Raw genomic sequence first — 23,254 nt, forward strand, 5'->3', positions numbered from 1 at the left:
GGTAATATGTCAGAAGAATATGTTTATGCGGTCGCGAGAATCCGCAGTGCTGAGCTTCGTCTTTTAACCAGCTCGGTTCTCGAATCTCTTCTCGCCGCTAAAAGCTATGATGAATGCCTTCGCCTGTTATCAGACCATGGTTGGGACATAGATGAATCGATGTCTTTATCCACCATACTAAAGAACGAGAGGGATAAGACTTGGAAGTTCATTTCTGAGCTTGTTTCCGATCCACACGTCTTCGATGTATTTCTCTACGCAAATGATTATCACAACCTTAAGGCTGCAGTTAAGTCTGCCGCTGAGCAGATAGACCGTGATGACATTTACTTTGCTAAGGATCAGTGCTCTATAGATCCCGAAATCATCCGTAAGGCGCTTGGACAGAGGGAATTTTCCTCACTTCCATCTGATATGCAGAAGGTCGCTGCGGAAGCCCTTGATACTCTTTTACACACAGGCGATGGTGGGCTTTGCGATATCATTATCGACAAGGCTGCACTTACTAAAATATATGAGTCCGGCAAAAAATCAGGTAATGAAATACTTGAATTGTACGGAGAACTCACAGTGGCAGCTGCAGACATTAAGACTGCAATAAGAGCCTGCATGATAGGTAAGGATATCTCTTTCCTTGAAAAGGCACTTGCTCCATGTGATTCTCTTAATGTAGACAGACTTGCAAAAGCTGCTACAGAAAGCCTTGATGCAATTTACGAATATCTTTCTCACACAGCCTATTTGGATGCAGTTCCTGAGATTAAGAAATCCCCTTCAGCATTTGAACGGTGGTGTGATAATCTGATAATTGCAAAAATTCGTCCACAGCGTCATAATCCGTTTTCAATCGGACCTCTTGCTGCTTATATACTTGCAAGGGAAAATGAAATAAAATCTGTGAGAATTATACTCTCAGGCAAGGTTAATAACCTCTCCGATGATTCTCTCAGGGAAAGGGTAAGGGAAACGTATGTCTAGAATAGCAGTTATGGGAGACATAGATAGTATCTATGGTTTCGGTGCTCTTGGTTTTGACACCTTCCCTTTTACCGACCAGGCTGAAGCAGCCAAGAAGCTTCGCGAGCTTGCAGATATGGACTACTCCATCATCTACATGACAGAGGCTCTTGCTGAGAAATTAAGCGACTTGATTGATCATTATAGGGAAGAGCTGCTTCCTGCGATCATACTCATTCCAGGAGTTTCCGGCAATACCGGAAAGGGAATAGAGTTAGTTAAGAAGTCTGTGGAACAGGCAGTTGGTTCAGATATCATCTTTAATAACTAAGGAGCATAATAATGAATACAGGAACAATCAAAAAAATCGCCGGACCTCTTGTTATAGCTAGAGGTATGGGCGGAGCAAATATGTTCGACGTTGTTCGTGTAAGTGAGCAGCGTCTTATAGGAGAAATCATCGAAATGCACGGTGATGAAGCTTCTATACAGGTTTACGAAGAGACCTCCGGTCTTGCTCCGGGAGCACCTGTTGAGTCAACAGGACACCCTATGAGCGTTGAGTTAGGACCTGGTCTTATCGGAAGTATTTACGACGGAATTCAGCGCCCTCTTGACGATATCATGAAGGTAACAGGAGGAAACCTCCTCAGCCGTGGTGTTGAAGTTCCTGCACTTAAGCGTGAAAAGGTGTGGCATTTTGTACCTGCTAAAAAGGTAGGCGACAAGGTTACACACGGTGATATAATCGGAACAGTTCAGGAAACTCAGGTAGTATCTCACAAAATTCTCGTTCCACAGGGCGTAGAGGGTGAAATCACTGAGATAAATGAAGGTGACTACAAGATTACAGATATGGTGGCCAAGGTAAAGACTGCAAACGGTGAGACTAAAGAAGTCGGCCTTATGCAGAAATGGCCTGTACGTAAGGAGCGTCCTTACAAGCAGAAGCTTTCTCCTGATATGCCGCTTATCACAGGACAGAGAATAGTTGATACCCTCTTCCCTATCGCTAAGGGTGGTGTTGCTGCAGTTCCGGGACCTTTTGGTTCAGGTAAGACAGTAGTTCAGCATCAGCTTGCTAAGTGGGCAGAGGCTGACATCGTGGTTTATATCGGTTGCGGTGAGCGTGGAAATGAGATGACTGACGTTCTTAACGAGTTCCCTGAGCTTATCGATCCTAAGACAGGCCACTCTCTTATGGAGAGAACAGTTCTTATTGCAAATACCTCAGATATGCCGGTTGCGGCTCGTGAGGCAAGTGTATATACAGGTATTACCATAGCTGAGTACTTTAGAGATATGGGATACTCAGTAGCTCTTATGGCGGACTCTACTTCCCGTTGGGCAGAGGCTCTTCGTGAGATGTCAGGACGTCTTGAAGAAATGCCTGGTGAAGAGGGTTACCCAGCTTACCTTGGTTCCCGTCTTGCACAGTTCTATGAGCGTGCAGGTAGAGTAAAGGTTCTTGGTGAAGAGGACAAAGAAGGAAGTCTTTCTGTTATCGGTGCGGTTTCCCCTGCCGGTGGTGATATTTCCGAGCCGGTTACTCAGGCAACTTTACGTATCGTAAAGGTATTCTGGAGACTTGATGCTAACCTTGCTTATCAGCGTCACTTCCCTGCAATCAACTGGCTTGAGAGTTATTCTCTTTATAACTCAATGGACCCTTGGTTTGCTAAAAATATCAGTGAGGACTGGGTTCCTTGCAAGAACAGAGTAATGGCTATCCTTCAGGACGAGTCAGCTCTTAAGGAAATGGTTCAGCTCGTTGGTGAAGATGCTCTCTCTGCTCCTGACCGTCTTAAGATGGAAGTTGCAAGGTCTGTAAGAGAGGATTTACTCCAGCAGAACGCATTTATGGAGGAAGATACCTATACTTCTCTTCATAAACAGTTTATGCTTATGAAACTTATACTTACTTTCTATGATATTTGTCTTGAGGCTCTTGATAAGGGCGCAAATATCAATAAGCTTATAGCTATGGAAGTTCGTGAGCCTATCGGTCGTTTTAAATATACTGCTGAGGAGAAGGTGGATGAAAGATTTAAGGAAATCGAAGCAGCCCTTGCTAAAGAAGCAGATGATGTAGTACAGGAGGTAGACTTCTAATGGCAAAAGAATATAGAACAATACAAGAGGTTGCCGGTCCTCTTATGCTCGTACGCGGCGTAACTGATGTCGCATACGATGAACTCGGTGAAATTGAGCTTGCTGATGGCAGCAGGCGTAGGTGCAGGGTACTTGAGATAGACGACGGTAATGCTCTCGTACAGCTTTTCGAGTCTTCAACAGGTATCAACCTTGAGAGCTCTAAGGTGCGTTTCCTTGGAAGAAGCATGGAGATTGGTGTATCTGAGGATATGCTCTCTCGTGTCTTTGACGGTCTTGGACGTCCTATCGATGGCGGTCCGGAAATCCTTCCTGAGGAAAGACGTGACGTAGCAGGTCTTCCTATGAACCCAGCTGCAAGAAGCTACCCTGAAGAGTTCATTCAGACTGGTGTATCCGCTATTGACGGACTTAATACACTTGTACGTGGACAGAAGCTCCCTATATTCTCAGGTTCAGGTCTTCCACACGCTGAGCTTGCTGCACAGATTGCACGTCAGGCAAAGGTTGTAGGAACAGATGAGCCATTTGCGGTTGTATTTGCAGCTATGGGTATCACCTTTGAAGAGTCTAACTACTTTGTAGAGTCATTCAAGGAAACAGGAGCTATTGACAGGGCTGTTCTCTTTATGAACCTTGCAAATGACCCTGCTGTAGAGCGTATTGCTACCCCTAAGATGGCACTTACCACAGCTGAGTTCCTTGCTTTTGAAAAGGGAATGCACGTACTTGTTATCCTTACAGATATTACCAACTATGCGGATGCTCTTCGTGAGATATCAGCAGCTCGTAAGGAAGTTCCAGGACGTCGTGGATATCCTGGTTACATGTATACTGACCTTGCTACTATGTATGAGCGTGCAGGCCGTCAGAATGGAAAGAACGGATCTATCACAATGATTCCTATTCTTACCATGCCTGAGGATGACAAGACTCATCCAATTCCTGACCTTACAGGATATATTACAGAGGGACAGATTATTCTTTCCCGTGATCTTTATCGTAAGAAGATTGAGCCACCTATCAACGTTCTCCCATCTCTTTCCCGTCTTAAGGATAAGGGTATCGGTGAGGGCAAGACCAGAGCAGACCATGCAAATACCATGAACCAGCTCTTCTCAGCTTATGCTCGTGGTAAGGATGCTAAGGAGCTTATGGTCATCCTCGGTGAGGCAGCTCTTTCAGATATAGACAAGCTCTATGCTAAGTTTGCAGATGAATTTGAAGCTACCTATGTATCACAGGGCTTTAGAACAGACAGAAGCATCGAAGAAACCTTAAACATCGGCTGGGATCTCCTTCGTATCCTTCCTAGAAGTGAGCTGAAGAGAATTCGTGACGAGTACCTTGATAAGTACTACGATAAGAAGTAGATAACGCATAAACGACATCATAACACTTGCGAATAAGTGTAAGCTTGCTTACAGACTTATTCGCAAGGTTATGATGGGTAACGATACGAAATAGCTTACACGCCAGTGTAAGCTATGAGTAGCGTGCGTTTATGCGTAGCACTTAAACTAATCAATTATCAAGGGAGGTGAAAATTTGGCAACTGTTAATGCAACAAGAATGGAGCTTACGAGGCTTAAAGGTAAACTCATTACTGCTACCAGAGGACATAAGCTCCTAAAGGACAAGCGTGATGAGCTTATGCGTGAGTTCCTTGACCTTGTTAGAAAAAACAAAGCTCTGCGTGAAAAGGTTGAAGAAGACCTTAAGAATGCAAATAAGAACTTTGTTATAGCCCGCTCTACTATGTCAGATGAAACTGTAAGAGTTGCCTTTATGGCACCTAAGCAGGAGCTGACAGTTGAGGTAAGCACCCGTAATGTAATGAGTGTTAATATACCTCAGTTTGAAACAAAGACAAGAACCAGTGACGAGGGAGATATCTACTCATACGGTTTTGCCTTTACCTCAAGCGACCTTGACACTGCCGTCCTCTCTCTTTCAAATATTCAGAAGGATCTTATCACCCTCGCAGAGGTTGAGAAATCCTGCTCGCTTATGGCTGCTGAAATTGAAAAGACCAGAAGGCGTGTTAATGCTCTTGAATACGTTATGATACCTACCTTACAGGCTAATATCAAGATGATAACCATGAAGCTTGATGAGAACGAAAGAAGTACTCAGATAAGACTTATGAAGGTTAAGGATATGATGCTTGAAGAGACACATCATTATAAAGAAAAACAGGAAATACTCTTTAACAGGATAACTGAAGAGTAAAGCCATTAAACTTAAAAAGGACTTTTGATTATATACTGTAATCAGAAGTCCTTTTCTTTTTCCTAGCTTTAGTCTATAAATCCCTTAAAATCTATATATAAATCCTCATAAATATTTACTTTAATTTTATCATTAAAAGTGTATGCTTCAGCCTTAAAATTTGACTCTTCAAGGAAGTACACAAAAACACTTGATTTGGCAGGATCTACTATCCAATATTCTCTTACTCCTGCATCTGCATATAGGTTAAGCTTTAATACATAGTCATTACCGGGATTACCGGGGGATACAATTTCTATAATCCAATCAGGTGCACTGGTGCAGCCTCTATCTGTAAGTTTATCTTCATCACAGATAACACTAATATCGGGTTCAACTATGGTATTTCTATCTTCCCATAGCTTGACAGCGAATGGTGCAGGATATACATGGCAAGAGCCTGCTTTGGTCTTAATATAATCTCGGATTGTACCCGCAACTTCCATAAGTATAGTCTGATGTTTTCTGGATGGAGCAGCCTGATTATAAATCAGCTCACCATCTATCAACTCAGCACGAATATTTTCAGGCAAACTATAGTAATCTTCCTCTGTATAAAACTTTGATTTTGCTAATTCCATCACTTAATTCTCCTTTTAACCGGTATATCACACTTCAATATTTTTAAAAGAGCTATGTAACTTTAAAATCAGAAAATAGCTTGGTTTAAAATTAGGTGGTAAAATTATATTTTTGCTAAAATATAATGGCGAATGTACTATCAATGATACCACAACCATTGCAATTCAAAGGCTCAGACCGCATTTTCTGAAAGAAATTCTATTTTTAAAACCATTCCCATGCCTTTTGCAAGACGTTGTAAAGTCCTAATAGATGGATTTGCATTTCCATTTTCTAATTTACTTATATCTCCCTGTGCTATACCCGTACGCTTTGACAATTCCTTCTGAGTGATCCCAGACTTATGCCTCGCATCAATCATAGTCTGGATAATAGCATGCTCTGGTTGCAGGGCTTCGTATTCTACACGAATTTCAGGGTCTTTAAGCTGTTCATCCAAAAAATCATCAAACCTTGTACTCATACTAATTCTCCTTACTCTGAATATAATCTAAACGATATTTCTTAGCTTTTTCTATCTCACTCCTTGGAGTTTTTTGTGTTTTCTTTATAAAGCCATTTGTTAAAATAATATTTTCCCCAACATAGAAAAAATAGAGAACTCTTGAAATATTTGATCCAACTTTAGCCCTCAGCTCAAATATTCCATCATCAATGTGCTTTGAATATGGTTCTCTAAGTTGATATCCATTATCTTGTAATAATTTAATCGTATCAAGCATTTTCGCAATCATTTTTTTATCTAATGACAGAATAAATTCCCTCGCGGGTTGTTCGCCATTATCTTTTTCATAAAAATTAACTTCAAATTTCATATATCACCTCTAACAATATTTTATATGATTTATCCTATAATGTCAACTATGTCATTATTCGGATACAATTATTGTTATTTAAAAAATAAAGTCCATTTTAATATGGATTTTGGGCTTAAATTAAATATTTAAACCTTAGTGTGTAACCTACTTTTTCATTTCATCTAAGCTAATTATTCAATTTAATTTTATCAGATTTATATTGATTTAAATATTCAATTATCGAATAGAACTTGAATTTTAAATTAAGTTATATAGACGAAAAAATACCCGCTGTACACACTAAAATGTACAGCGGATATCACGTTTTTACAAAGCAACTAGTAAGTATTTAAACTATTACTTTCTTTTTCTAATTGCAAGTCCTAAGGCTACGAGTCCCATACCAAGGATTGATAAGAGCCCACCTACTGTTCCACCTGTCTTAGGGAGGTTAGCAGTTCCTTTAGGGGTAGAATCCTCATCAACATTTACAGGAACTTCTTTTGAAGTGTCCTTTTTAACCTTAGCAGCTCCTTCAGGAACCTTATCTTCATCTACATCAACTACGCCATCATTGTCATCAGTGTTTTCATCTGATGGAGTTGTCTTCTTATTTTCGTTAGAGGTATTAACATCACCCTGTGGAATTGTATCGTCAGGTACTGTCACAACAGGAGTTGTCTCTGGTACTGTTGGAGTTGTAACAGGTACTAAAGGTGTTGTTTCAGGCACTACAGGAGTAGAAGGTATAACAGGTACTACATTCCCACCATTTATAATCTCAGTGTTGGTAATGTTACCCTTCTCATCGTATGACACTCTGTAATTTCTGTTGTTTAAGGTTACTGCATCTCCACTTGCAACTATTTTATTATTAGCATCAAGCTCATTAATTTCATACTGAACAGCATTGCCCAATTCATCAGCAAGAGGTACATTCTCAACCTTTACTGTAGATTTATCAGGAGTTCCTGCATTCTCAACATTTACTGTATAATTTAGCTTGTCTGTGCCACCTTTTTTGAAAAGTCCAAACTTAGACTCACCTACTGCGCCTACCCAAGTCTTAGTTACCTGGATATCTCCCTTGTTAACATTGTCATCAGTAAGGGTAACTGTTTTATCAACAGCTTCATTTTTTTCATCAACTAATGTAACGGTCTGACTATTTTTAGTATTCTTATCACCAATTTTGCTCTCAGTTACTACATATTCTATAGGTTTGCCGGCAAAATCGTATACAGGAACCATTATCCCATGTGTCCAGTCATTGCCCTTATACAATAAGACTTCTCCAGCATCTTTTCCATTAGCGGTAAGTGTTGGTTTGGTTCCGGTTTTTTCAGCACCTTCATTCCATTTCTTCTCTATAGTTAACTTCTTCCTGATTCTGGTGTTAGTGAATTTAATTTCCGCACCATCTGTAACTTTCTGTGGACCTGCTGGTGCCGAGTTGTAATACTTTGAAGCCACCTCTTCAATAGTAAAATCTACAGGTTTTTCTTTATTCTTAAAAGTTTTATTTGTAAAAACTTCAACCGTCCAAGTTCTTTTATCAGCAGATTCATCAATTTGGTAATAATTATTAGCTTTATCTTTAAGCGAAAGATTAATTAACGTTTTACCAACTTCGTCACCTTCCTGTTTTGCAAGCAGCAAAAATTCTGCCTTAGCATCATCTCCTGGTTCAACTTCCCACTCCTTAATCAGTGTAAATTTTAACCACTGCCCAGGATTTGGCACAGCAGCAGCCTTTGCAACACTTAGATTCATTCCACTTAACAAGCTTACAATCATCATTAAGACCATAAGTCCGGCTAGGAACACGTTCTTTTTCTTGTTCTTCATACTCAACCTCTTCTTCATTTGAATTATTATTACCAAAGTATATTTTACCACCACATTCCATTCTGAAAGGCAGTCTAAAACACACCAGTATACAGAAGCATTATATCACACAAAGGTTACATTTCGGTTACATTTCGGTTACATCCCGACAAATCTTAACATTTTATTAATTTCACACCTCATACATCATAAGGGCCGCTGCCACTGCTGCATTTAATGACTCTACCTTGCCCTGCATAGGTATGATTACATATGTGTCAGCGAGATTGGCTATCTTATCACTTAGCCCTCTCGCCTCATTGCCTATAAGAATCCCTGCTTTATCACTGTATGAGATATCCCTGTAGCTCTCCTTGCCCTTTAGGTGAGTTGCATAGAAGCTTATTCCATCTCTCTTAAGCCCGAGGATAACGGCTTTTAAGTCATCCACATAGGCAAAAGGCAGCCTAAAGATGCTGCCCATAGTCGAACGTACTACCTTAGGGTTAAAGACGTCTACCGTTCCCTTTCCCATAATTACTCCAGTCACTCCCGCTGCCTCTGCTGTACGCATAATGGTCCCCATATTCCCAGGGTCTGCTGTGTCTTCAAGAACCAGGAGCTTTATCTTACCGGATTTTTCATAGGCTTTTTTAAGGTAGTCTCCTTCCAAAAGCCCAGACTCAGGCATATCTACCACAGCAATAACACCCTGAGGAGTTATTGTTTCAGACACTGACTTAAATACAGCATCTGAAACAACTGTAAGCGAAGTCCCTTGCTTTACCTGCTTTATTATATGTTTACCATTGTCACTAAGCAAGCCATTCCTTGCTAAATCACCCGAAACTATCTCGTGATAGAGGGATTCAGAGACGATGATATCAAGAACATTCCCATACTCCAAGGCCTCATCCACTAACTTTATTCCCTCTACCACAAAGCTATGGTTCTTCTTCCTTATGCCGCCCTTTTCTAAAAGACTTCGTATGTACTTAATCCTTTTATTATCTTTACTGCTAATAATCTCCATAAAGTCACGCTGTCCTTTATTTAATCAGCTTAATATCTCCAAACTGCCTATTGATGAAGTTTACCGCCTCTTCATTGGTATTAAACTTCTTAAATATCTTGAGTATATTCTCGGTACCATCTTCAACTGTCTTTGACGATAGAGTACGCTTAATTATATGGTTTGCCTCTGCTTCCTTACGGTTAAATAGTAAGTCATCTCTTCTGGTACTTGACTTAGCAAGGTCGATAGCAGGGAAGATTCTCTTCTCGGATAGTCCTCTATCTAGCACGAGCTCCATATTACCTGTACCCTTAAATTCCTCAAATACCACGTCATCCATCCTGCTTCCTGTATCTACAAGGGCTGTAGCAAGTATGGTAAGGCTTCCTCCCTCACGCATATTTCTTGCAGCACCAAAGAAACGCTTAGGCATGTGAAGTGCAGCAGGGTCAAGACCACCTGAAAGTGTTCTACCACTAGGTGATACTATAAGGTTGTAAGCCCTTGCCAGTCTTGTGATACTATCAAGAAGTATTATTACATCCTTCTTATACTCTACAAGACGTTTAGCACGCTCTATAACCATTTCAGCCACACGCTTATGGTTCTCAGGAGCCTCATCAAAGGTAGAGTAGATAATCTCAACCTTGTCCCCTGATATCGAATCCTTCATGTCAGTTACTTCCTCAGGACGCTCATCGATAAGGAGGATGATAACGTGCATCTCAGGATTGTTCTCGGTTACCGCTTTTGCTATCTGCTTAAGAAGGGTAGTCTTACCCGCCTTTGGCTGGGATACTATCATACCTCTTTGTCCCTTGCCTATAGGTGCAATAAGGTCTACCATACGCATAGATATCACATTGTCATTCGGAGTTTCAAGGCGGATTCTTCTGTTAGGGAAGATAGGCACAAGATCCTCGAACTTAGGGCGCTCAAGTGATTCCTTGATGTACTTGCCATTAACAGTCCTAATATAGAAAAGGGCTGCAAATTTCTCTGAGTTATTCTTCACCCTGGTATTTCCAACTATGATATCACCTGTCTTAAGGTTAAATCTCCTTATCTGAGCGGGAGATACATATACGTCATTTTCGCCGGGAAGATAGTTGTCACATCTTATAAATCCAAAGCCTTCAGGCATTATCTCTAAGATACCTGTCTTTGTCTCACCTGAATCAAGCCCTGCGATGTCACCGTTGGTTCCGAGTGCCAGGAACTGATGCTGGATGCTTGCTGCCATCTCCTTATTGCTGGTTATTGCATGTACCGCAGCTATCATATTCTGCTTTACTTCCTCACTTGTGAGGGAACGAACAGGGCGGGTAGGCTGATGGCTCTGATTGTTAGATTGTCCCTGATTGTTATACTGATTATTGTACTGGTTATTATTCTGCCCCTGACTGCTATACTGACTCTGGTTGTTATACTGTCCCTGATTGTTATACTGATTATTATACTGGTTCTGGTTACTATACTGCCCCTGGTTATTATACTGGTTCTGGTTGTTATACTGGCTCTGGTTGTTATACTGTCCCTGATTATTATACTGTCCCTGATTATTATACTGCGCCTGATTGTTATACTGTCCCTGATTATTATACTGTCCCTGATTCTGTGACTGATTAGAATACTGATTGTTATTCTGTGTATAATTAGGTCTGCTCTGGAAGTTGTTACGCTGAATATGCTCTGGCTGCCTCATCTGAGGACGGTTAGCATACTGTACTCCGGTATTAGTTGTACTTCTGTCGGTGTAAAGGGTTTTTACCTCAGACACTCTTTGAGGCTCCCTCGTTACAGGCTGCGTGCCTGCACTCTCTAGTGCTTCAAGTGCCGCTACAAGTCCTGCCTTGTTAAGCGTTGTTGTACTTTTTACACCTTTACTTTTAGCTAATTCACGAAGTTCTAAGATTTTCATTTTTGAATAATCCATTTAAATTCTCCTTTAAAATAAATATTGTTGATTGTGGGGGATTTAAGGAACTGGACAAAAGCCCGAACCACTGTTATCATGTTTTTAGCAGCTTTAATGACCTTGAGAAGTCTATGCTTATCAGGTAAAATGTTCAGACTACACTTATTTTAAATAACACTTAGGAGGTTTAATTATATGGCAAGCAATGCTATGACTCTATATAAACTTATGATTCTGTATATGCTGAATTCATCTAACTACCCTCTTACAAATGCAAGAATATCAGAATTTATGCTACAAAAGGGTTATGCGACTTATTTCAACCTTCAGACTGCACTTTCAGAGCTTTCTGAGACGGGGCTAATTGTATCAGAAAATACCATGAACAGCTCTTTTTTTAAGTCTACTGAAGAAGGCAAGCGTACACTTGAATTGCTTAGTAATGATATAAATCATTCCATTAAAAACGAAATTAAATCCTACTTAAGTGATAATTTTAAAACAATCAAAAGCGACATTTCCGCAACCGCCAACTATAAGTCAGCTGGAAACGGTGACTACATTGTAAATCTTAACATAAATGAGTACCGTACTAATCTGCTAAGCCTTAGTATGTCGGTACCTGCTGAAAATATTGCTGAGAAAATTTGTGCTGAGTGGAGCAAAAAGAGTGATGATGTATATGCACTCCTTTTCAACTCTCTTGTTCTGGATAAATCCCTTCAATGATTTCCCAGAGTTCATTTACTCCAACCTTAGTTTCAGACGAAAACGGAAGCAGCTGCTCTTTAGATGTCAGGTTAAGGGTTTTCATAATGAGCTCCATCTGCCCTTTTATCTGACTTCTTTTAAGCTTATCTGTCTTAGTCGCAACTATAATGGGGGTCACCCCCTGACTAACAATCCATTCATACATCATTATATCGTTATCAGATGGCTTATGTCTACTATCAATTAATAAAAAAACATGTTTTAGCATTTTAGACTGTCTCAAGTACTTCTCAACCATCTTACCCCATTTAGCTTTAACTTCTACCGCTACCTTAGTATAACCGTATCCGGGCAAATCTACAAGATATATTTTATCATTTACATTATAATAATTTATCGTCTGTGTTTTTCCCGGCTGAGCAGACACCCTGGCAAGGGCTTTTCTGTTCATAAGTGCGTTGATTAAAGATGATTTGCCTACATTTGATTTCCCAGCAAATGCAAACTCGGGATAAGGCATATCAGGGATTTTACTCGTTACACCGATTACTTTCTCAAGTTCTACTTTTTTGATTACCATATTTTACCTTTCAAACGCTCGTGAAGTGCGAATACTGTCTACATAATTTTCCATAAGTCTCTGTAAGTCCTCATAGGTTTCAAGCTTGTTTACCTCTCCTCTAAGCTTGGTGGAATTAGGGTAGCCTGCCGTAAACCAGGCTATATGCTTTCTCATCTCTCTTACTCCCGTGTAGAGCCCCTTATACTCTATCATCCAGGTTGCCTGCCTGAGTATCATAGAAAGGAATTCATCTGCCGTAGGAGGTGGGAGAATTTCTCCTCTTTCAAGATAAGCATTTATTCTGTTAAATATCCAAGGATTGCCCCTTGCTCCCCTTGCTATCATAATGCCGTCACAACCGGTTTCTTCAAGCATCCTTTTTGCATCAAGCTCTGTAACCACATCACCATTTCCTATAATCGGTATGCTTACAGCCTCTTTCACTGCCCTGATTATCTCCCAGTCAGCCTTACCGCTGTAGTACTGTGACCTGGTGCGGCCATGTACAGCTATTGCATCCACTCCTGCCGCTTCTGCTATCTTTGCTACCTCGACAGCATTTTTATTGGCTACCGTAAAGCCTGCCCTTATCTTTATTGTGACTGGTTTTTTAGAATTTTTCTTTAGACTTTTAATAATCTCAGCTATCTTTTCAGGAGTTTCCATAAGTGCCGAGCCTTCGCCGTTATTTACCACCTTGGGTACGGGACAGCCCATATTTACATCCAGGATATCGAAGTTTCTGTCGTTAATTGCAGCCGCCATCTCGCCCATAATATCTGCATCTGAGCCAAATATCTGAAGACTTGTAGGCCGTTCTCTCTCATCTACCGTTATAAGCTCTTCTGTATTCTTATTCTTATACTTGAAGCCCTTGGCGCTAACCATCTCTGTATAAGTAAGTGCTACTCCGTTTTCCTTGCAAAGCACTCTAAAGGGGAGGTCTGTCACCCCCGCCATAGGACCTAGCACCAGTCTTCCGTTTAGTTCAACATCTCCTATCTTAAAGCCTTTCATACTTCTCCTTTAACAAGCTCATTATAATACCTTTCAATGCCTGTAAGCAACTCTTCTTTTTCCTTTTGAAACCTGCTAAGAAGCATACCGCTGTGAATCTCATCATAAGAATAGTCATCATCATTGCTTGCAGTGTGAATGTAGAGGTTCTTATCATCATCAAAGGAAAGTGTGAGTATTCCTCCTGCCTTTTCCGTAAAGAGCACACAGGCTACCTGAAGCTCTTCTTTGATTGCTGTAGGAAGCTTTGCAAATGAGCTTCCCAGATAATATTTATGTAAATACGCATTGCTAACGCAAAGAATTTGTTTTTCGTCCATTTATACATCCCCTTATGGTAAATTGCCTATATCAAGTCGTGCCAAAAAATCTCCTATTACACAGGAATAGCCTTACTTTGCAGGATTTGGCTCCTGTAGCAGGCTGCACAGGCTTCATCTCATATCTGCCGCAGCGCAATCCCTCACAGAGATTTCAATGTATGTTAGCACAAACTGTGGAGCTTAGTCAATTATTCTTAGCTTTAACTGTTTAGTTTCATAATCTCATTTTCAGACATGATTGTATCCCCTGTATGTAAGGCCTCGTATGTCTTAAGCAGCTTCTTTTCGTATTTATCATAATCCGTACTAAGTACGCAGGAGAGCAGGATGTCTACAATACTAAGCATGGCTATACGTGAGCTGGTTGCCCCACTTCTCATAGTCACCTCTCTTGTTAAGACATTTAGGTATACATCTGCACCCTTTAAGAGATTGGTCTTTCTTAGCTGGGTTACAGCTATGATTTTACAGTTCTGAGCCTTTAAGAGCTTAAGTATTAGCTGAATCTCCTTTGTCTTACCTGAGTAGGTAAAGAGGACGCAGGCATCCTTACTTCCAAGCAGGGCGGCGCTCGTAAGCTGGTCGTGAAAGTCAGTATGAGCATAAGAGCTTACCCCAATTCTTCTAAACTTCTGAACCGCGTCAAGGCAGACAAGACCTGAGGCTCCTATCCCAAAGAAATGCACAGCCTCACTGGAGCCAAGAATGGCAACAGCCTTTTCTACTTCTGTAGTCTTAAGTATATTCTCAGTATCTGTAAGTGCCTGTCTTTCATTTCTAAATATATTTCTTACAACGCTCTTAACTGAATCTCCAGGCCTTATATCGGTATAAAGGCCGGTGTCCTCTTCATTGTCAGCGATTGCAAGTGTGAGGCCTACTATAAAGCTTCTATAGCCTGAGAATCCGAGAGCTTTACAAAATCTCATCACAGACGCATCACTTGACTTACTTGCCACAGCCAGTTCTTTTATAGACATTGCCGGTACCTTGGAAGGATTCTCAAGGATGAACTCTGCGACCTTTTGCTCAACAGGCGTAAAGTCATTAAATATTGCCTTTATTTTCAACAACGGATTGCTGTCACTATTCATTCTCGCCGCCTTTCAGGAAACTTGCCAATGCATCAAACATGTCCACGCTGTACTCATACAGGGCAACCTTGTTTGACCTATCACTTACTAGCTCCAGGTCGTAAGGGTTGCGAAGAGCTGCAAGGGTGAGTACTCCATTCCTACCGCAAACCTTCTCTTCAAGTGCTTTTACAAAGTCAGCCTGAGCAGCAAAAAGATGTGCATTGTAGCTTCCCATAATCACATCCAAGTATTTATCAAGCTTTGATAGTATCTCCTCACACTCCTCTTTTGTAGGCTCAAGAGGAACCTTTATGAAAGGCAGATTTAACTTCTTACCCAGGTACTCAGCAAAGTCGAGTTCAAGAGGCTTGCCTGACACAAGAGTAACTCTGTAAGACGGACAGCCCAGGATTATGGTCTCATCATTTACCGTTAGGCTTTTGCCCTCTGCTTTATTACGGACATCTATACACTTAAAACGAAGCTCATTAAATACAGTCCTAAATCTTGATATTTCTTCCTCTTCTATGTCCGCCTCACTGCCGATTCCATACTTTTCTTTTAAGCAAATTATCTTCTTAGCAGATGCCTTAAGCCTGTCCACATCGACGTTTTCGATAACTGCATCAAGTATATCCCTTGCCACAGTATAGTCGTGAGATACTGTAAGCAGGTCAGCCCCTGCCATAAGAGTCTTAAGTCCTCCCTCTACCGAGCCGTAGTTTTCCTTGATTGCCCCCATTTCAAGACAGTCTGTAGCTATTATTCCTCTAAAGCCAAGCTTTTCCCTAAGAAGGCCTGTTAGAACCGCCTTTGACATAGTGCAGGGATAGTCCTTATCAAGTGCCTTAAATATAATGTGGGAGGTCATGACGCAATCAATACCATCCTCTATCATTCTTGCAAAAGGTAAAATCTCCTCTCTTTCAAGCTCTTCAAGGCTTTTACTGATTGAAGGCAGTATCAGATGTGAATCGCTGTCAGTATCGCCATGCCCTGGAAAATGCTTGATGCAGGGAATAACTCCTCCGTCTTTTAGTCCACTTGCCATCTTCTTAGCAAAAGCGTATACAGTAGCTGCATCATCCCCATAAGAGCGGACACCTATCACAGGGTTTAGCTTGTTGTTATTGATATCACAAGATGGTGCAAGGTCAAAATTCACCCCGCACATCCTTAGTTCTTTTGCAGTTATAAGCCCTGCCTCATAGGCGTAGTGGGGCTCTCCCGTTCTTCCAATCGCCATTGCTCCTGGTGCAGAAGGCAAGTCAGGAGAAAGTCTTGACACCATACCACCCTCCTGGTCTATGGAAATGAGCGCAGGATAGCCCGTAGCCTTCTTTACAACCTCTTGAATCTTGCCACAAAGCCTCTTTAGCTGTTCTTTACTGTATATATTTTCGCTAAAAAGAATGACATTGCCTACCTTATATTCTTCTATAAAACTTATAAAATCCTCTGAGATTTCATCAACTCCTGTAAATCCTACCATCATCACCTGTCCGGCAAGGAAGTTCTTATCGTTCATATCCATTACTTGGCTCTCCTTTATAAATAGCAGATAAAATACTTATCATCTACATCATTATACAGGAAACAGGTAAAATAATAAAGTAAAATTTCATCAAAATTAATTTTATCCGAAATATTATTACAAGAGATGAAACTCAAAGGAATTCAATACAATATTTTACGGTATTTTTATCCAAATATCAGAAAATAAAAGCTATACTCCAATTCAATTACAGCACGACTAATCTAAAAATTTCACTAAAATTACTCCTAATTTCTCAAAGATAATAGTTGACATCTACCAAGATTGATGATACCATGTTGGCAACTTGTGAAATATTATTTCACTAAACTCTGTAAATCAAAAAATATTTTTTCGGAGGAGGAAAATTATGAAAAAGAAATCGCAGAGATTGATGGCAGGCTTTATAGCTTTAGCATCAGCGGTTACAATGCTTACTGCCTGCGGTGGCAGCAAGACAGGTACAGACAGCGGCTCAGCAGGTAAGGCTTCTACAGCTTCCACTACAAGCACCGCATCAAAGGCTTCAAGCGCTGCTTCGCAAACAAAGGCAGATGACAAGCCTATCGAGATCAGCATGTATATGCCCGACAACGCAACCCTGCCTTATAAGCAGGACTGGCTTACCTTTGAGACAGTTCAGAAGAACACCAATGTTAAGCTTAATGTAGAGGCTATTCCAATCGCCGACTATCAGACCAAGGTTTCACTTGCACTTAACACAGCAGACAATGCACCTGATGTTATCCTTTATCAGTCAAGCGTTGGTGAGAATGCCTCTTTGGCATTAAACGGTGCCATAGTTCCAATCAGTGATTACTCAGAGTGGACACCTAACTATAATGCTTGGGTTGAGAAGTTAGGATTAAAAGATGATATAGAACGACTTAAGCTCAAAGACGGCAAGCTCTACTATATGCCTGCTCTTTATGATAAGCCTTTCTATGACGGTGGACTTCTTCTTAGAGAAGACTTCCTTGAGAAAAAGGGATTTTCCGCACCTAAGACCTTTGATGACCTCTACAAGATCTTAAAAGCATACAAGGAAGAGAATCCTAAGTCATATCCTCTTACCATACTTGCAGGACCTAGAGTTCTTTACAGATTTACCATGCCTTCATTTGGCATAAGCGTAGGCAAGAACAGCTCTTCAGGCTCATATACCTTAAGCTATGACTATGACAAGAAAGAATACTTCACAGGTGCTATAGATGACAAGTGCAAAGAGTACTTTGCTTTCTTTGCAAAGCTATATAAAGAAGGTCTCTTAGATCCTGAAATGGCAGATCCTATCGATGGTGACAAGTGGGCAAAATGCCTCGCAGACGGAACTTCAATAGCTTCTTGGGCATATTATGACCAGATAGGCGGAGTTGCCGCAGCATCCAATATCAAAGGCTTCAAGCTCCAGATGTACGCTCCTCTTGAAGGACCAAGCGGTGCTCACACACAGCCTCGTTCAAGAACAGTGGGCGGAATCATGTTCCCAACCAGCACAACCAAGAGAGCTGACTTCGAGCAGGTTGTAAGAAAGATTGATGAAATGTTCTATTCAGAGGAAAACGCTAAAGTATGGTGCTTAGGTGTTGAAGGCGTTACCTACAAGATGGAAGGCGACAAGATAGTTTATAACGAAGAAATACAGAAGGCTCCTAACGGCATCTTCAAGCAGATGCAGGTTGATTACGGTTGTGGTGCAAACGGAACCCAACAGGTATGGCTCCTTGACTTAGAGCTTACAAAGTATGATGACAACTTCAAAAAGATAAACGAGGAAGTTGCTGCAATGCCTGATGCAATTCAGTCCGTACCACCTGCTCCTGCTTTTGATGATGTGACTGCAGAGGATGCCGCTTCACTCTCCACCCCTCTTGCTGACAAGTTTGAGGTATGGGCAGATGCATTTATCACAGGCAAAAAGAGCGTAGATAGCGACTGGGATGCTTATGTAAAAGAAATGAAGGATCTCGGAATCGAAGAATACTGCAAGATGTATAACGACAACCTTAAAAAATAATTTGGGATATTTTACATTTTATGTGGCTGCTTAAAAAAGCAGCCACAATTTTAAAAGGATAACAGGTATGAAAGAAAATAAATCAGCTGAAATTAGGAAAACACCGTTAAAAAGATATTTGAAGAGATATGGCGCATTGTATCTTATGCTCCTTATCCCCCTCATCTACTTCATTGTATTTAAGTATGTACCTATGGCGGGCAATGTACTTGCCTTTAGAAGATATCAGCCGGGTAAGGGTATGTTTGGAACTACCTGGACTCTAAGGTATTTTCAGAGATTCTTAAAAGATCCAAGCTTTTGGCAGGCATTTAAGAATACCCTTGTCATCTCTCTTACAAACTTAGTAATTAACTTTCCATTGCCAATTATTTTCGCAATACTGGCTAATGAAATTACTAATAAGACCTTTAAGAAATTTGTACAGACAGTTTCTTACATGCCAAGATTTATTTCTACAGTTGTAGTAATAGCTATAATGAATGAAATACTTTCTCCAAGCTCAGGTATATTAAATGAGATACTTAAATCACAAGGTATGGAGCCGATTTATTTTATGAATGAACCTGCATTCTTTAGACCTCTTTATATAATTTCAGAGGCTTGGCAGTATACCGGCTGGACAGCCATTATCTACCTCTCTGCCATTACAGGCATAAGCAGTGACCTCTATGAGGCTGCGGAGATAGACGGTGCGGGTAAGCTTCAGAAGATATGGTATATAACTATTCATTCCATTCTTCCAACCATCATGGTTATGCTAATCCTTAACATAGGAAGACTTCTAAGCCTTGGCTATGAGAAGATTCTTCTTATGTACACCCCATCCAACTCAGGTGTGAGCGACATCATAGACACCCTTGTTTACAGAACCGGTCTTATGAACCAGAACTACTCCCTCGCGACAGCCATAGGTCTTTTTGGCGGTATTATCGGTCTTGTACTGGTGTCAGGCGCCAATAAGCTTAGCAGCAAGATTACCGGAAATTCTTTATATTAAGAGAGAAAAAAGATGATGAAAGAAAAAGAAATCGTAAAATCAAAAAAGCCTCAAAGCTTTACCAGTAAGGTATTTAACTTTGCCATCTATGTAATAATGGTCTTGGTGGTTATTATCTGCGTGATACCTTTCATATATATGCTTGCCCTGTCACTTTCCGGCACCAAGGCAATACTTAATAATCAGGTTTATTTGCTCCCTGTAGACTTCAATGTAGATGCCTACAGGCAGATATTTGAATATCCTAACTTCTTCAGGGCTTATGGAAATACATTTTTTTACACCATCCTTGGTACTTCCATATCTATGTTTATGACCATTATGTTTGCTTATCCACTCTCAAAGGTTGACCTTAGAGGACATAAGTTTTTCATAAAGCTTGTGGTATTTTCAATGTTCTTTACTGGCGGTATGATACCTAACTACCTCCTTGTAAGCTCACTTCACCTTGCCGGCACAAGGTTTGCCATGCTGCTTCCTTTTGCCATCAACCAGTTCAACCTTATAATTATGGTTAATTCATTTCAGTCATTTCCGCACGAGCTTGAAGAGGCCGCACTTATAGACGGACTGGGCTACTGGGGGATACTAAGGAGAGTAGTCATTCCGCTTTCAAAGCCTGTTGTTGCAACCATAGCCCTCTACTATGCGGTATTTTTCTGGAATGACTGGTTTAACTCCCTCATATACCTAAAGAGCGACCAGTATCCTGTAATGCTCTTACTTAGAAATATAGTAAACGGAACCCTTATGGTGGGTGACGGAGCAGGCTCTGCGGACAAGAGCACCATTGGTATAGCTATAAAGACTGCCGTAATTATAACTTCAACTTTACCAATAATTATAATATATCCGTTTTTACAGAAATACTTTGTAAAGGGATTGACTGTAGGGGCTGTGAAGGGATAATGAATATGAAAGATAATATAAATTTGGACGAAATCTATACAGAACAAAGAAATCCGCTTACAATGCACATTGATGAGGAAAGCACAGAGGGGATTATAAGGCTTATGAACGGCGAGGATGCCAAGGTTGCTCTTGCTGTGGAGAAGGAAATTCCAAACATCGTAAAGGCTGTAGACCTCATCACAGAGGCTATCAGAGGCGGTGGACGACTCATATACTGTGGCTGCGGTACTTCAGGAAGACTGGGTATACTTGACGCAGTGGAATGTCTCCCTACCTTTAGTGCAGATTCTACAGTCATAGATGCGTTTATGGCGGGTGGAAATGATGCTCTGTTTAAGGCTGTCGAACACGCCGAGGACAGCAGGGAACTGGCTGTCAAAGACTTAAAGGAGAGACATTTTACAGCTAAGGACATACTCTGTGGAATAGCCGCAAGCGGAAGAACTCCTTATGTCATAGGGGCTATGGAGTATGCCAAATCTCTTGGCGCCAAGGTAATATCAGTAACCTGCGCTAAGGACAGCGAGATAGATAAACTATCCGACATAGGCATTGCTCCTAAGCTTGGAGGAGAGGTTGTGACGGGCTCAACAAGGCTAAAGAGCGGTACTGCTCAGAAGATGATATTAAACATGCTCTCCACCGCAACCATGATTAAGCTAGGCAAGGTCTACGGCAACCTCATGGTGGACGTCAAAGCCACAAATAACAAGCTTGTGGAAAGATGCATAAGGATAGTTATGGCTGCTACGGGCACCGATAGAGAGAATGCTCTTAACTGCCTTGAAAAATGTGGTTTTTCCGCAAAGACTGCTATAGTTATGATACTCTGCGCTGTGGATGCGGGCGAGGCTGAGAAGCTTCTAAACTCTAATTACGGACGAATTTCTGATATACTGAGGAAAGAGTAAATGAGAGTATTAAATGGAATAGACCACCTTGAAGATGCTCATAAACTACTAAAAGGTAAGAGAATAGGGCTTATAACAAGCTCTGCCGGTGTAACTGTAAACTTAGAGCATGATACCTCTGTATTTAAGAGGCTAGGCTACCATATAGAGACACTCCTTGCACCGGAACACGGAATCTGGGGAAATATCCCTGCAGGCGAGGTTGTAAGCGATGGCACAGACAGGCTTACCGGGCTGCCTATAACCAGTCTCTACAAGAAAGATAGGAAAAATCTTCCTAAAGAAGTAATAGAGAGGCTTGATATCATTGTCTATGACATTCAGGATGTTGGAAGCAGGTTTTACACCTATATATCACTACTTAAAAATGTGATGAATGACTGTAAAAAAGCAGGTCTTCCCCTACTCATTTTGGACAGGGTAAATCCTCTATCAGGCAAGGTGGAAGGAAATATCCTAAAGGAGGAGTACTTTAGCTATGTAGGCTGTTTCTCCCTCCCACAAAGATACGGACTGACTGTGGGCGAGGTTGCAAGGCTGTTTGATAGCGAAATAGGGCTTAAAGACAATCTACATATCTTGGAGGTATTAAACTGGAACAGAAATATGCTCTTTCCCGAGACAGGTCTTACCTTCATGCCTCCAAGCCCGAATATACCAAACTTTGATACTACACTAGCTTATGCGGGGCTTTGCCTGCTTGAAGGAACCAACATCTCGGAAGGACGGGGAACTACCCTGCCTTTCCTACAGTTTGGCTCTCCTTTCATAAAGGCAGAGGAGCTGGTAAAGGAATTAAACTGCCTGAAACTCCCTTCAGTCATCTTTACTCCTGCATTTTTCACCCCTACATTTTCAAAATACAAGGGTGAACTATGTGAGGGAGTTTTGCTTCATATCACTGACTATCACGAGTTTAGGCCTGTAGAAACAGGATTTAGGATACTATATACTATAAGGCGGCTATACGGAGATGACTTTAAGCTCCTGCCAAAGGAAAAGGGAAACACTCACAGCTTCTTCACTTTGCTTACGGGAACTGAGCTTTTTACCAAAGAAAACACCGATATAGAAGAACTGATGGAGATATTTAGGAAAGATAGTGAAACATTTTTAAGCACTTGCAAAGAGTATATTTTATGATACAAGTGTGGGAAGTATACAAAATTGAATGTGGCTTTTCCACGAGAGAATTATTATCTTTTAAAAGCTATATATTACACAAGGAGGAACAATATGTCTGATATGCTTGTAAAGCTCTATGATTTACCTGATTCTGCGCCTATCTACAAGAGATGTAAGGAAGCAGGGGTGGAAATAAGGAGGGCAATGACTCCTGACTTAAGACGGATAGTAAAATGGGTTAGCGAATATTCAAGCGACTATGCCGCAGGGGAATGTGAAAGTTGCTTTGGGAAAAGCCCTGTCTCCTGTTTCATAGCAACAAGAGGCAGTGAAATAGTGGGCTATGCCTGCTACAACGCCACTGCCAAGGACTTCTTCGGCCCTACCCGTGTACTTGATAGCGAGCAGGGAAAAGGCATAGGTGCCGCACTTCTTCTTAGGTCACTTGAGTCTCTTAGGGAAGAGGGCTACGGCTATGCCATCATTGGCTCTGTAGGGCCAGCTGACTTTTATAAAAATGTGTGCGGGGCAACCCTAATAGAGGATTCAACTCCAGGCATTTACAAGGATTTCTTAAGGGGCTAGCT

General features: G+C 41.0%; 23 protein-coding genes. 12 read left to right on the forward strand and 11 right to left on the reverse strand.

Annotated elements, in window-relative coordinates; genetic code table 11:
- Positions 1-6: 6 nt before the first annotated feature.
- From JJN12_RS10100 to JJN12_RS10120, 5 genes are all read left to right on the forward strand, one after another.
- Positions 7-978, forward strand: coding sequence for a V-type ATPase subunit (locus JJN12_RS10100; protein WP_208429561.1), 972 nt, complete (start codon positions 7-9; stop codon positions 976-978).
- The gene (locus tag JJN12_RS10105; RefSeq protein ID WP_208429562.1) at positions 971-1,288 is read left to right on the forward strand and encodes a V-type ATP synthase subunit F; all 318 of its coding nucleotides are present in this window, start codon (positions 971-973) and stop codon (positions 1,286-1,288) included. The genes JJN12_RS10100 and JJN12_RS10105 overlap by 8 nt, the downstream gene beginning before the upstream one ends.
- Positions 1,289-1,299: 11 nt before the next feature.
- Positions 1,300-3,069, forward strand: coding sequence for a V-type ATP synthase subunit A (locus tag JJN12_RS10110; RefSeq protein ID WP_208429563.1), 1,770 nt, complete (start codon positions 1,300-1,302; stop codon positions 3,067-3,069).
- Positions 3,069-4,442: a V-type ATP synthase subunit B gene (locus JJN12_RS10115; RefSeq protein WP_208429564.1), complete on the forward strand. Its 1,374-nt coding sequence runs from the start codon at positions 3,069-3,071 to the stop codon at positions 4,440-4,442. Before JJN12_RS10110 ends, JJN12_RS10115 begins: the two co-directional genes overlap by 1 nt.
- Positions 4,443-4,617: 175 nt before the next feature.
- Complete coding sequence (locus JJN12_RS10120; RefSeq protein WP_208429565.1) at positions 4,618-5,301, forward strand: V-type ATP synthase subunit D; 684 nt, start codon at positions 4,618-4,620, stop codon at positions 5,299-5,301.
- Between the two features lie 68 nt (positions 5,302-5,369).
- On the opposite strand, the gene JJN12_RS10125 is transcribed toward JJN12_RS10120, so the two are convergent.
- The 6 genes from JJN12_RS10125 to rho all read right to left on the reverse strand — a co-directional run bounded on the left by JJN12_RS10125 (position 5,370) and on the right by rho (position 11,497).
- Entirely contained in the window at positions 5,370-5,921 is a 552-nt protein-coding gene (locus JJN12_RS10125; RefSeq protein WP_208429566.1) for a Uma2 family endonuclease, read from the reverse strand.
- A gap of 173 nt (positions 5,922-6,094) precedes the next feature.
- The gene (locus tag JJN12_RS10130) at positions 6,095-6,385 is read right to left on the reverse strand and encodes a helix-turn-helix domain-containing protein (protein WP_208429567.1); all 291 of its coding nucleotides are present in this window, start codon (positions 6,383-6,385) and stop codon (positions 6,095-6,097) included.
- A 1-nt stretch (position 6,386) separates the two neighbouring features.
- The gene (locus JJN12_RS10135; protein ID WP_208429568.1) at positions 6,387-6,737 is read right to left on the reverse strand and encodes a type II toxin-antitoxin system RelE/ParE family toxin; all 351 of its coding nucleotides are present in this window, start codon (positions 6,735-6,737) and stop codon (positions 6,387-6,389) included.
- Between the two features lie 339 nt (positions 6,738-7,076).
- Positions 7,077-8,567 (reverse strand): Cna B-type domain-containing protein, encoded by a 1,491-nt coding sequence (locus JJN12_RS10140; protein ID WP_208429569.1) that lies wholly within the window; start codon positions 8,565-8,567, stop codon positions 7,077-7,079.
- A gap of 172 nt (positions 8,568-8,739) precedes the next feature.
- Complete coding sequence (locus JJN12_RS10145; RefSeq protein WP_236013762.1) at positions 8,740-9,579, reverse strand: TrmH family RNA methyltransferase; 840 nt, start codon at positions 9,577-9,579, stop codon at positions 8,740-8,742.
- A gap of 16 nt (positions 9,580-9,595) precedes the next feature.
- Positions 9,596-11,497, reverse strand: coding sequence for a transcription termination factor Rho (gene rho / locus JJN12_RS10150; protein ID WP_236013763.1), 1,902 nt, complete (start codon positions 11,495-11,497; stop codon positions 9,596-9,598).
- A 177-nt stretch (positions 11,498-11,674) separates the two neighbouring features.
- Between rho and JJN12_RS10155 the strand changes: the two genes are divergently transcribed.
- A complete protein-coding gene (locus JJN12_RS10155) occupies positions 11,675-12,208 on the forward strand; it encodes a DUF4364 family protein (RefSeq protein WP_208429570.1) in 534 nt (177 codons plus the stop codon).
- Here JJN12_RS10155 and yihA read toward each other — a convergent pair.
- The 5 genes from yihA to JJN12_RS10180 all read right to left on the reverse strand — a co-directional run bounded on the left by yihA (position 12,174) and on the right by JJN12_RS10180 (position 16,702).
- On the reverse strand, positions 12,174-12,770 hold the full coding sequence (yihA, locus tag JJN12_RS10160) for a ribosome biogenesis GTP-binding protein YihA/YsxC (RefSeq protein ID WP_208429571.1): 597 nt from the start codon (positions 12,768-12,770) through the stop codon (positions 12,174-12,176). The genes JJN12_RS10155 and yihA overlap by 35 nt on opposite strands.
- 3 nt (positions 12,771-12,773) lie before the next feature.
- Entirely contained in the window at positions 12,774-13,769 is a 996-nt protein-coding gene (dusB, locus tag JJN12_RS10165; protein ID WP_208429572.1) for a tRNA dihydrouridine synthase DusB, read from the reverse strand.
- The gene (locus JJN12_RS10170; protein ID WP_208429573.1) at positions 13,766-14,089 is read right to left on the reverse strand and encodes a DUF6145 family protein; all 324 of its coding nucleotides are present in this window, start codon (positions 14,087-14,089) and stop codon (positions 13,766-13,768) included. The genes dusB and JJN12_RS10170 overlap by 4 nt, the downstream gene beginning before the upstream one ends.
- 203 nt (positions 14,090-14,292) lie before the next feature.
- Positions 14,293-15,186, reverse strand: a complete 894-nt coding sequence (locus JJN12_RS10175; RefSeq protein ID WP_208429574.1) for a MurR/RpiR family transcriptional regulator — start codon at positions 15,184-15,186, stop codon at positions 14,293-14,295.
- Positions 15,179-16,702 (reverse strand): glycoside hydrolase family 3 protein, encoded by a 1,524-nt coding sequence (locus JJN12_RS10180; RefSeq protein WP_208429575.1) that lies wholly within the window; start codon positions 16,700-16,702, stop codon positions 15,179-15,181. The genes JJN12_RS10175 and JJN12_RS10180 overlap by 8 nt, the downstream gene beginning before the upstream one ends.
- 370 nt (positions 16,703-17,072) lie before the next feature.
- Between JJN12_RS10180 and JJN12_RS10185 the strand changes: the two genes are divergently transcribed.
- From JJN12_RS10185 to JJN12_RS10210, 6 genes are all read left to right on the forward strand, one after another.
- Positions 17,073-18,719, forward strand: a complete 1,647-nt coding sequence (locus tag JJN12_RS10185; protein ID WP_236013764.1) for an extracellular solute-binding protein — start codon at positions 17,073-17,075, stop codon at positions 18,717-18,719.
- A 67-nt stretch (positions 18,720-18,786) separates the two neighbouring features.
- Positions 18,787-19,719 carry an ABC transporter permease gene (locus tag JJN12_RS10190; protein ID WP_208429576.1) on the forward strand — a complete coding sequence of 311 codons (933 nt, stop codon included), beginning with the start codon at positions 18,787-18,789 and terminating at the stop codon, positions 19,717-19,719.
- A gap of 12 nt (positions 19,720-19,731) precedes the next feature.
- Positions 19,732-20,628 carry a carbohydrate ABC transporter permease gene (locus tag JJN12_RS10195; RefSeq protein ID WP_236013766.1) on the forward strand — a complete coding sequence of 299 codons (897 nt, stop codon included), beginning with the start codon at positions 19,732-19,734 and terminating at the stop codon, positions 20,626-20,628.
- A gap of 5 nt (positions 20,629-20,633) precedes the next feature.
- Entirely contained in the window at positions 20,634-21,542 is a 909-nt protein-coding gene (murQ, locus tag JJN12_RS10200) for an N-acetylmuramic acid 6-phosphate etherase (protein ID WP_331466925.1), read from the forward strand.
- Positions 21,543-22,685: an exo-beta-N-acetylmuramidase NamZ family protein gene (locus JJN12_RS10205; protein WP_208429578.1), complete on the forward strand. Its 1,143-nt coding sequence runs from the start codon at positions 21,543-21,545 to the stop codon at positions 22,683-22,685.
- A gap of 93 nt (positions 22,686-22,778) precedes the next feature.
- Entirely contained in the window at positions 22,779-23,252 is a 474-nt protein-coding gene (locus JJN12_RS10210) for a GNAT family N-acetyltransferase (RefSeq protein WP_208429579.1), read from the forward strand.
- The last annotated feature ends 2 nt before the right edge of the window (positions 23,253-23,254 follow it).

The organism is Catonella massiliensis (assembly GCF_016651435.1).
GTDB classification, from domain to species: Bacteria; Bacillota; Clostridia; order Lachnospirales; family Lachnospiraceae; genus Catonella; species Catonella massiliensis.

What these genes read in the sequence shown, in the direction of transcription:
- JJN12_RS10100 (WP_208429561.1), top strand. Translation starts at nt 7, where the DNA reads ATGTCAGAAGAATATGTTTATGCGGTCGCGAGAATCCGCAGTGCTGAG.
- JJN12_RS10105 (WP_208429562.1), top strand. Translation starts at nt 971, where the DNA reads ATGTCTAGAATAGCAGTTATGGGAGACATAGATAGTATCTATGGTTTC.
- JJN12_RS10110 (WP_208429563.1), top strand. Translation starts at nt 1,300, where the DNA reads ATGAATACAGGAACAATCAAAAAAATCGCCGGACCTCTTGTTATAGCT.
- JJN12_RS10115 (WP_208429564.1), top strand. Translation starts at nt 3,069, where the DNA reads ATGGCAAAAGAATATAGAACAATACAAGAGGTTGCCGGTCCTCTTATG.
- JJN12_RS10125 (WP_208429566.1), bottom strand. Translation starts at nt 5,921, where the DNA reads ATGGAATTAGCAAAATCAAAGTTTTATACAGAGGAAGATTACTATAGT.
- JJN12_RS10130 (WP_208429567.1), bottom strand. Translation starts at nt 6,385, where the DNA reads ATGAGTACAAGGTTTGATGATTTTTTGGATGAACAGCTTAAAGACCCT.
- JJN12_RS10135 (WP_208429568.1), bottom strand. Translation starts at nt 6,737, where the DNA reads ATGAAATTTGAAGTTAATTTTTATGAAAAAGATAATGGCGAACAACCC.
- JJN12_RS10140 (WP_208429569.1), bottom strand. Translation starts at nt 8,567, where the DNA reads ATGAAGAACAAGAAAAAGAACGTGTTCCTAGCCGGACTTATGGTCTTA.
- JJN12_RS10145 (WP_236013762.1), bottom strand. Translation starts at nt 9,579, where the DNA reads ATGGAGATTATTAGCAGTAAAGATAATAAAAGGATTAAGTACATACGA.
- rho (WP_236013763.1), bottom strand. Translation starts at nt 11,497, where the DNA reads ATGGATTATTCAAAAATGAAAATCTTAGAACTTCGTGAATTAGCTAAA.
- JJN12_RS10155 (WP_208429570.1), top strand. Translation starts at nt 11,675, where the DNA reads ATGGCAAGCAATGCTATGACTCTATATAAACTTATGATTCTGTATATG.
- yihA (WP_208429571.1), bottom strand. Translation starts at nt 12,770, where the DNA reads ATGGTAATCAAAAAAGTAGAACTTGAGAAAGTAATCGGTGTAACGAGT.
- dusB (WP_208429572.1), bottom strand. Translation starts at nt 13,769, where the DNA reads ATGAAAGGCTTTAAGATAGGAGATGTTGAACTAAACGGAAGACTGGTG.
- JJN12_RS10170 (WP_208429573.1), bottom strand. Translation starts at nt 14,089, where the DNA reads ATGGACGAAAAACAAATTCTTTGCGTTAGCAATGCGTATTTACATAAA.
- JJN12_RS10175 (WP_208429574.1), bottom strand. Translation starts at nt 15,186, where the DNA reads ATGAATAGTGACAGCAATCCGTTGTTGAAAATAAAGGCAATATTTAAT.
- JJN12_RS10180 (WP_208429575.1), bottom strand. Translation starts at nt 16,702, where the DNA reads ATGGATATGAACGATAAGAACTTCCTTGCCGGACAGGTGATGATGGTA.
- JJN12_RS10185 (WP_236013764.1), top strand. Translation starts at nt 17,073, where the DNA reads ATGAAAAAGAAATCGCAGAGATTGATGGCAGGCTTTATAGCTTTAGCA.
- JJN12_RS10190 (WP_208429576.1), top strand. Translation starts at nt 18,787, where the DNA reads ATGAAAGAAAATAAATCAGCTGAAATTAGGAAAACACCGTTAAAAAGA.
- JJN12_RS10195 (WP_236013766.1), top strand. Translation starts at nt 19,732, where the DNA reads ATGATGAAAGAAAAAGAAATCGTAAAATCAAAAAAGCCTCAAAGCTTT.
- murQ (WP_331466925.1), top strand. Translation starts at nt 20,634, where the DNA reads ATGAAAGATAATATAAATTTGGACGAAATCTATACAGAACAAAGAAAT.
- JJN12_RS10205 (WP_208429578.1), top strand. Translation starts at nt 21,543, where the DNA reads ATGAGAGTATTAAATGGAATAGACCACCTTGAAGATGCTCATAAACTA.
- JJN12_RS10210 (WP_208429579.1), top strand. Translation starts at nt 22,779, where the DNA reads ATGTCTGATATGCTTGTAAAGCTCTATGATTTACCTGATTCTGCGCCT.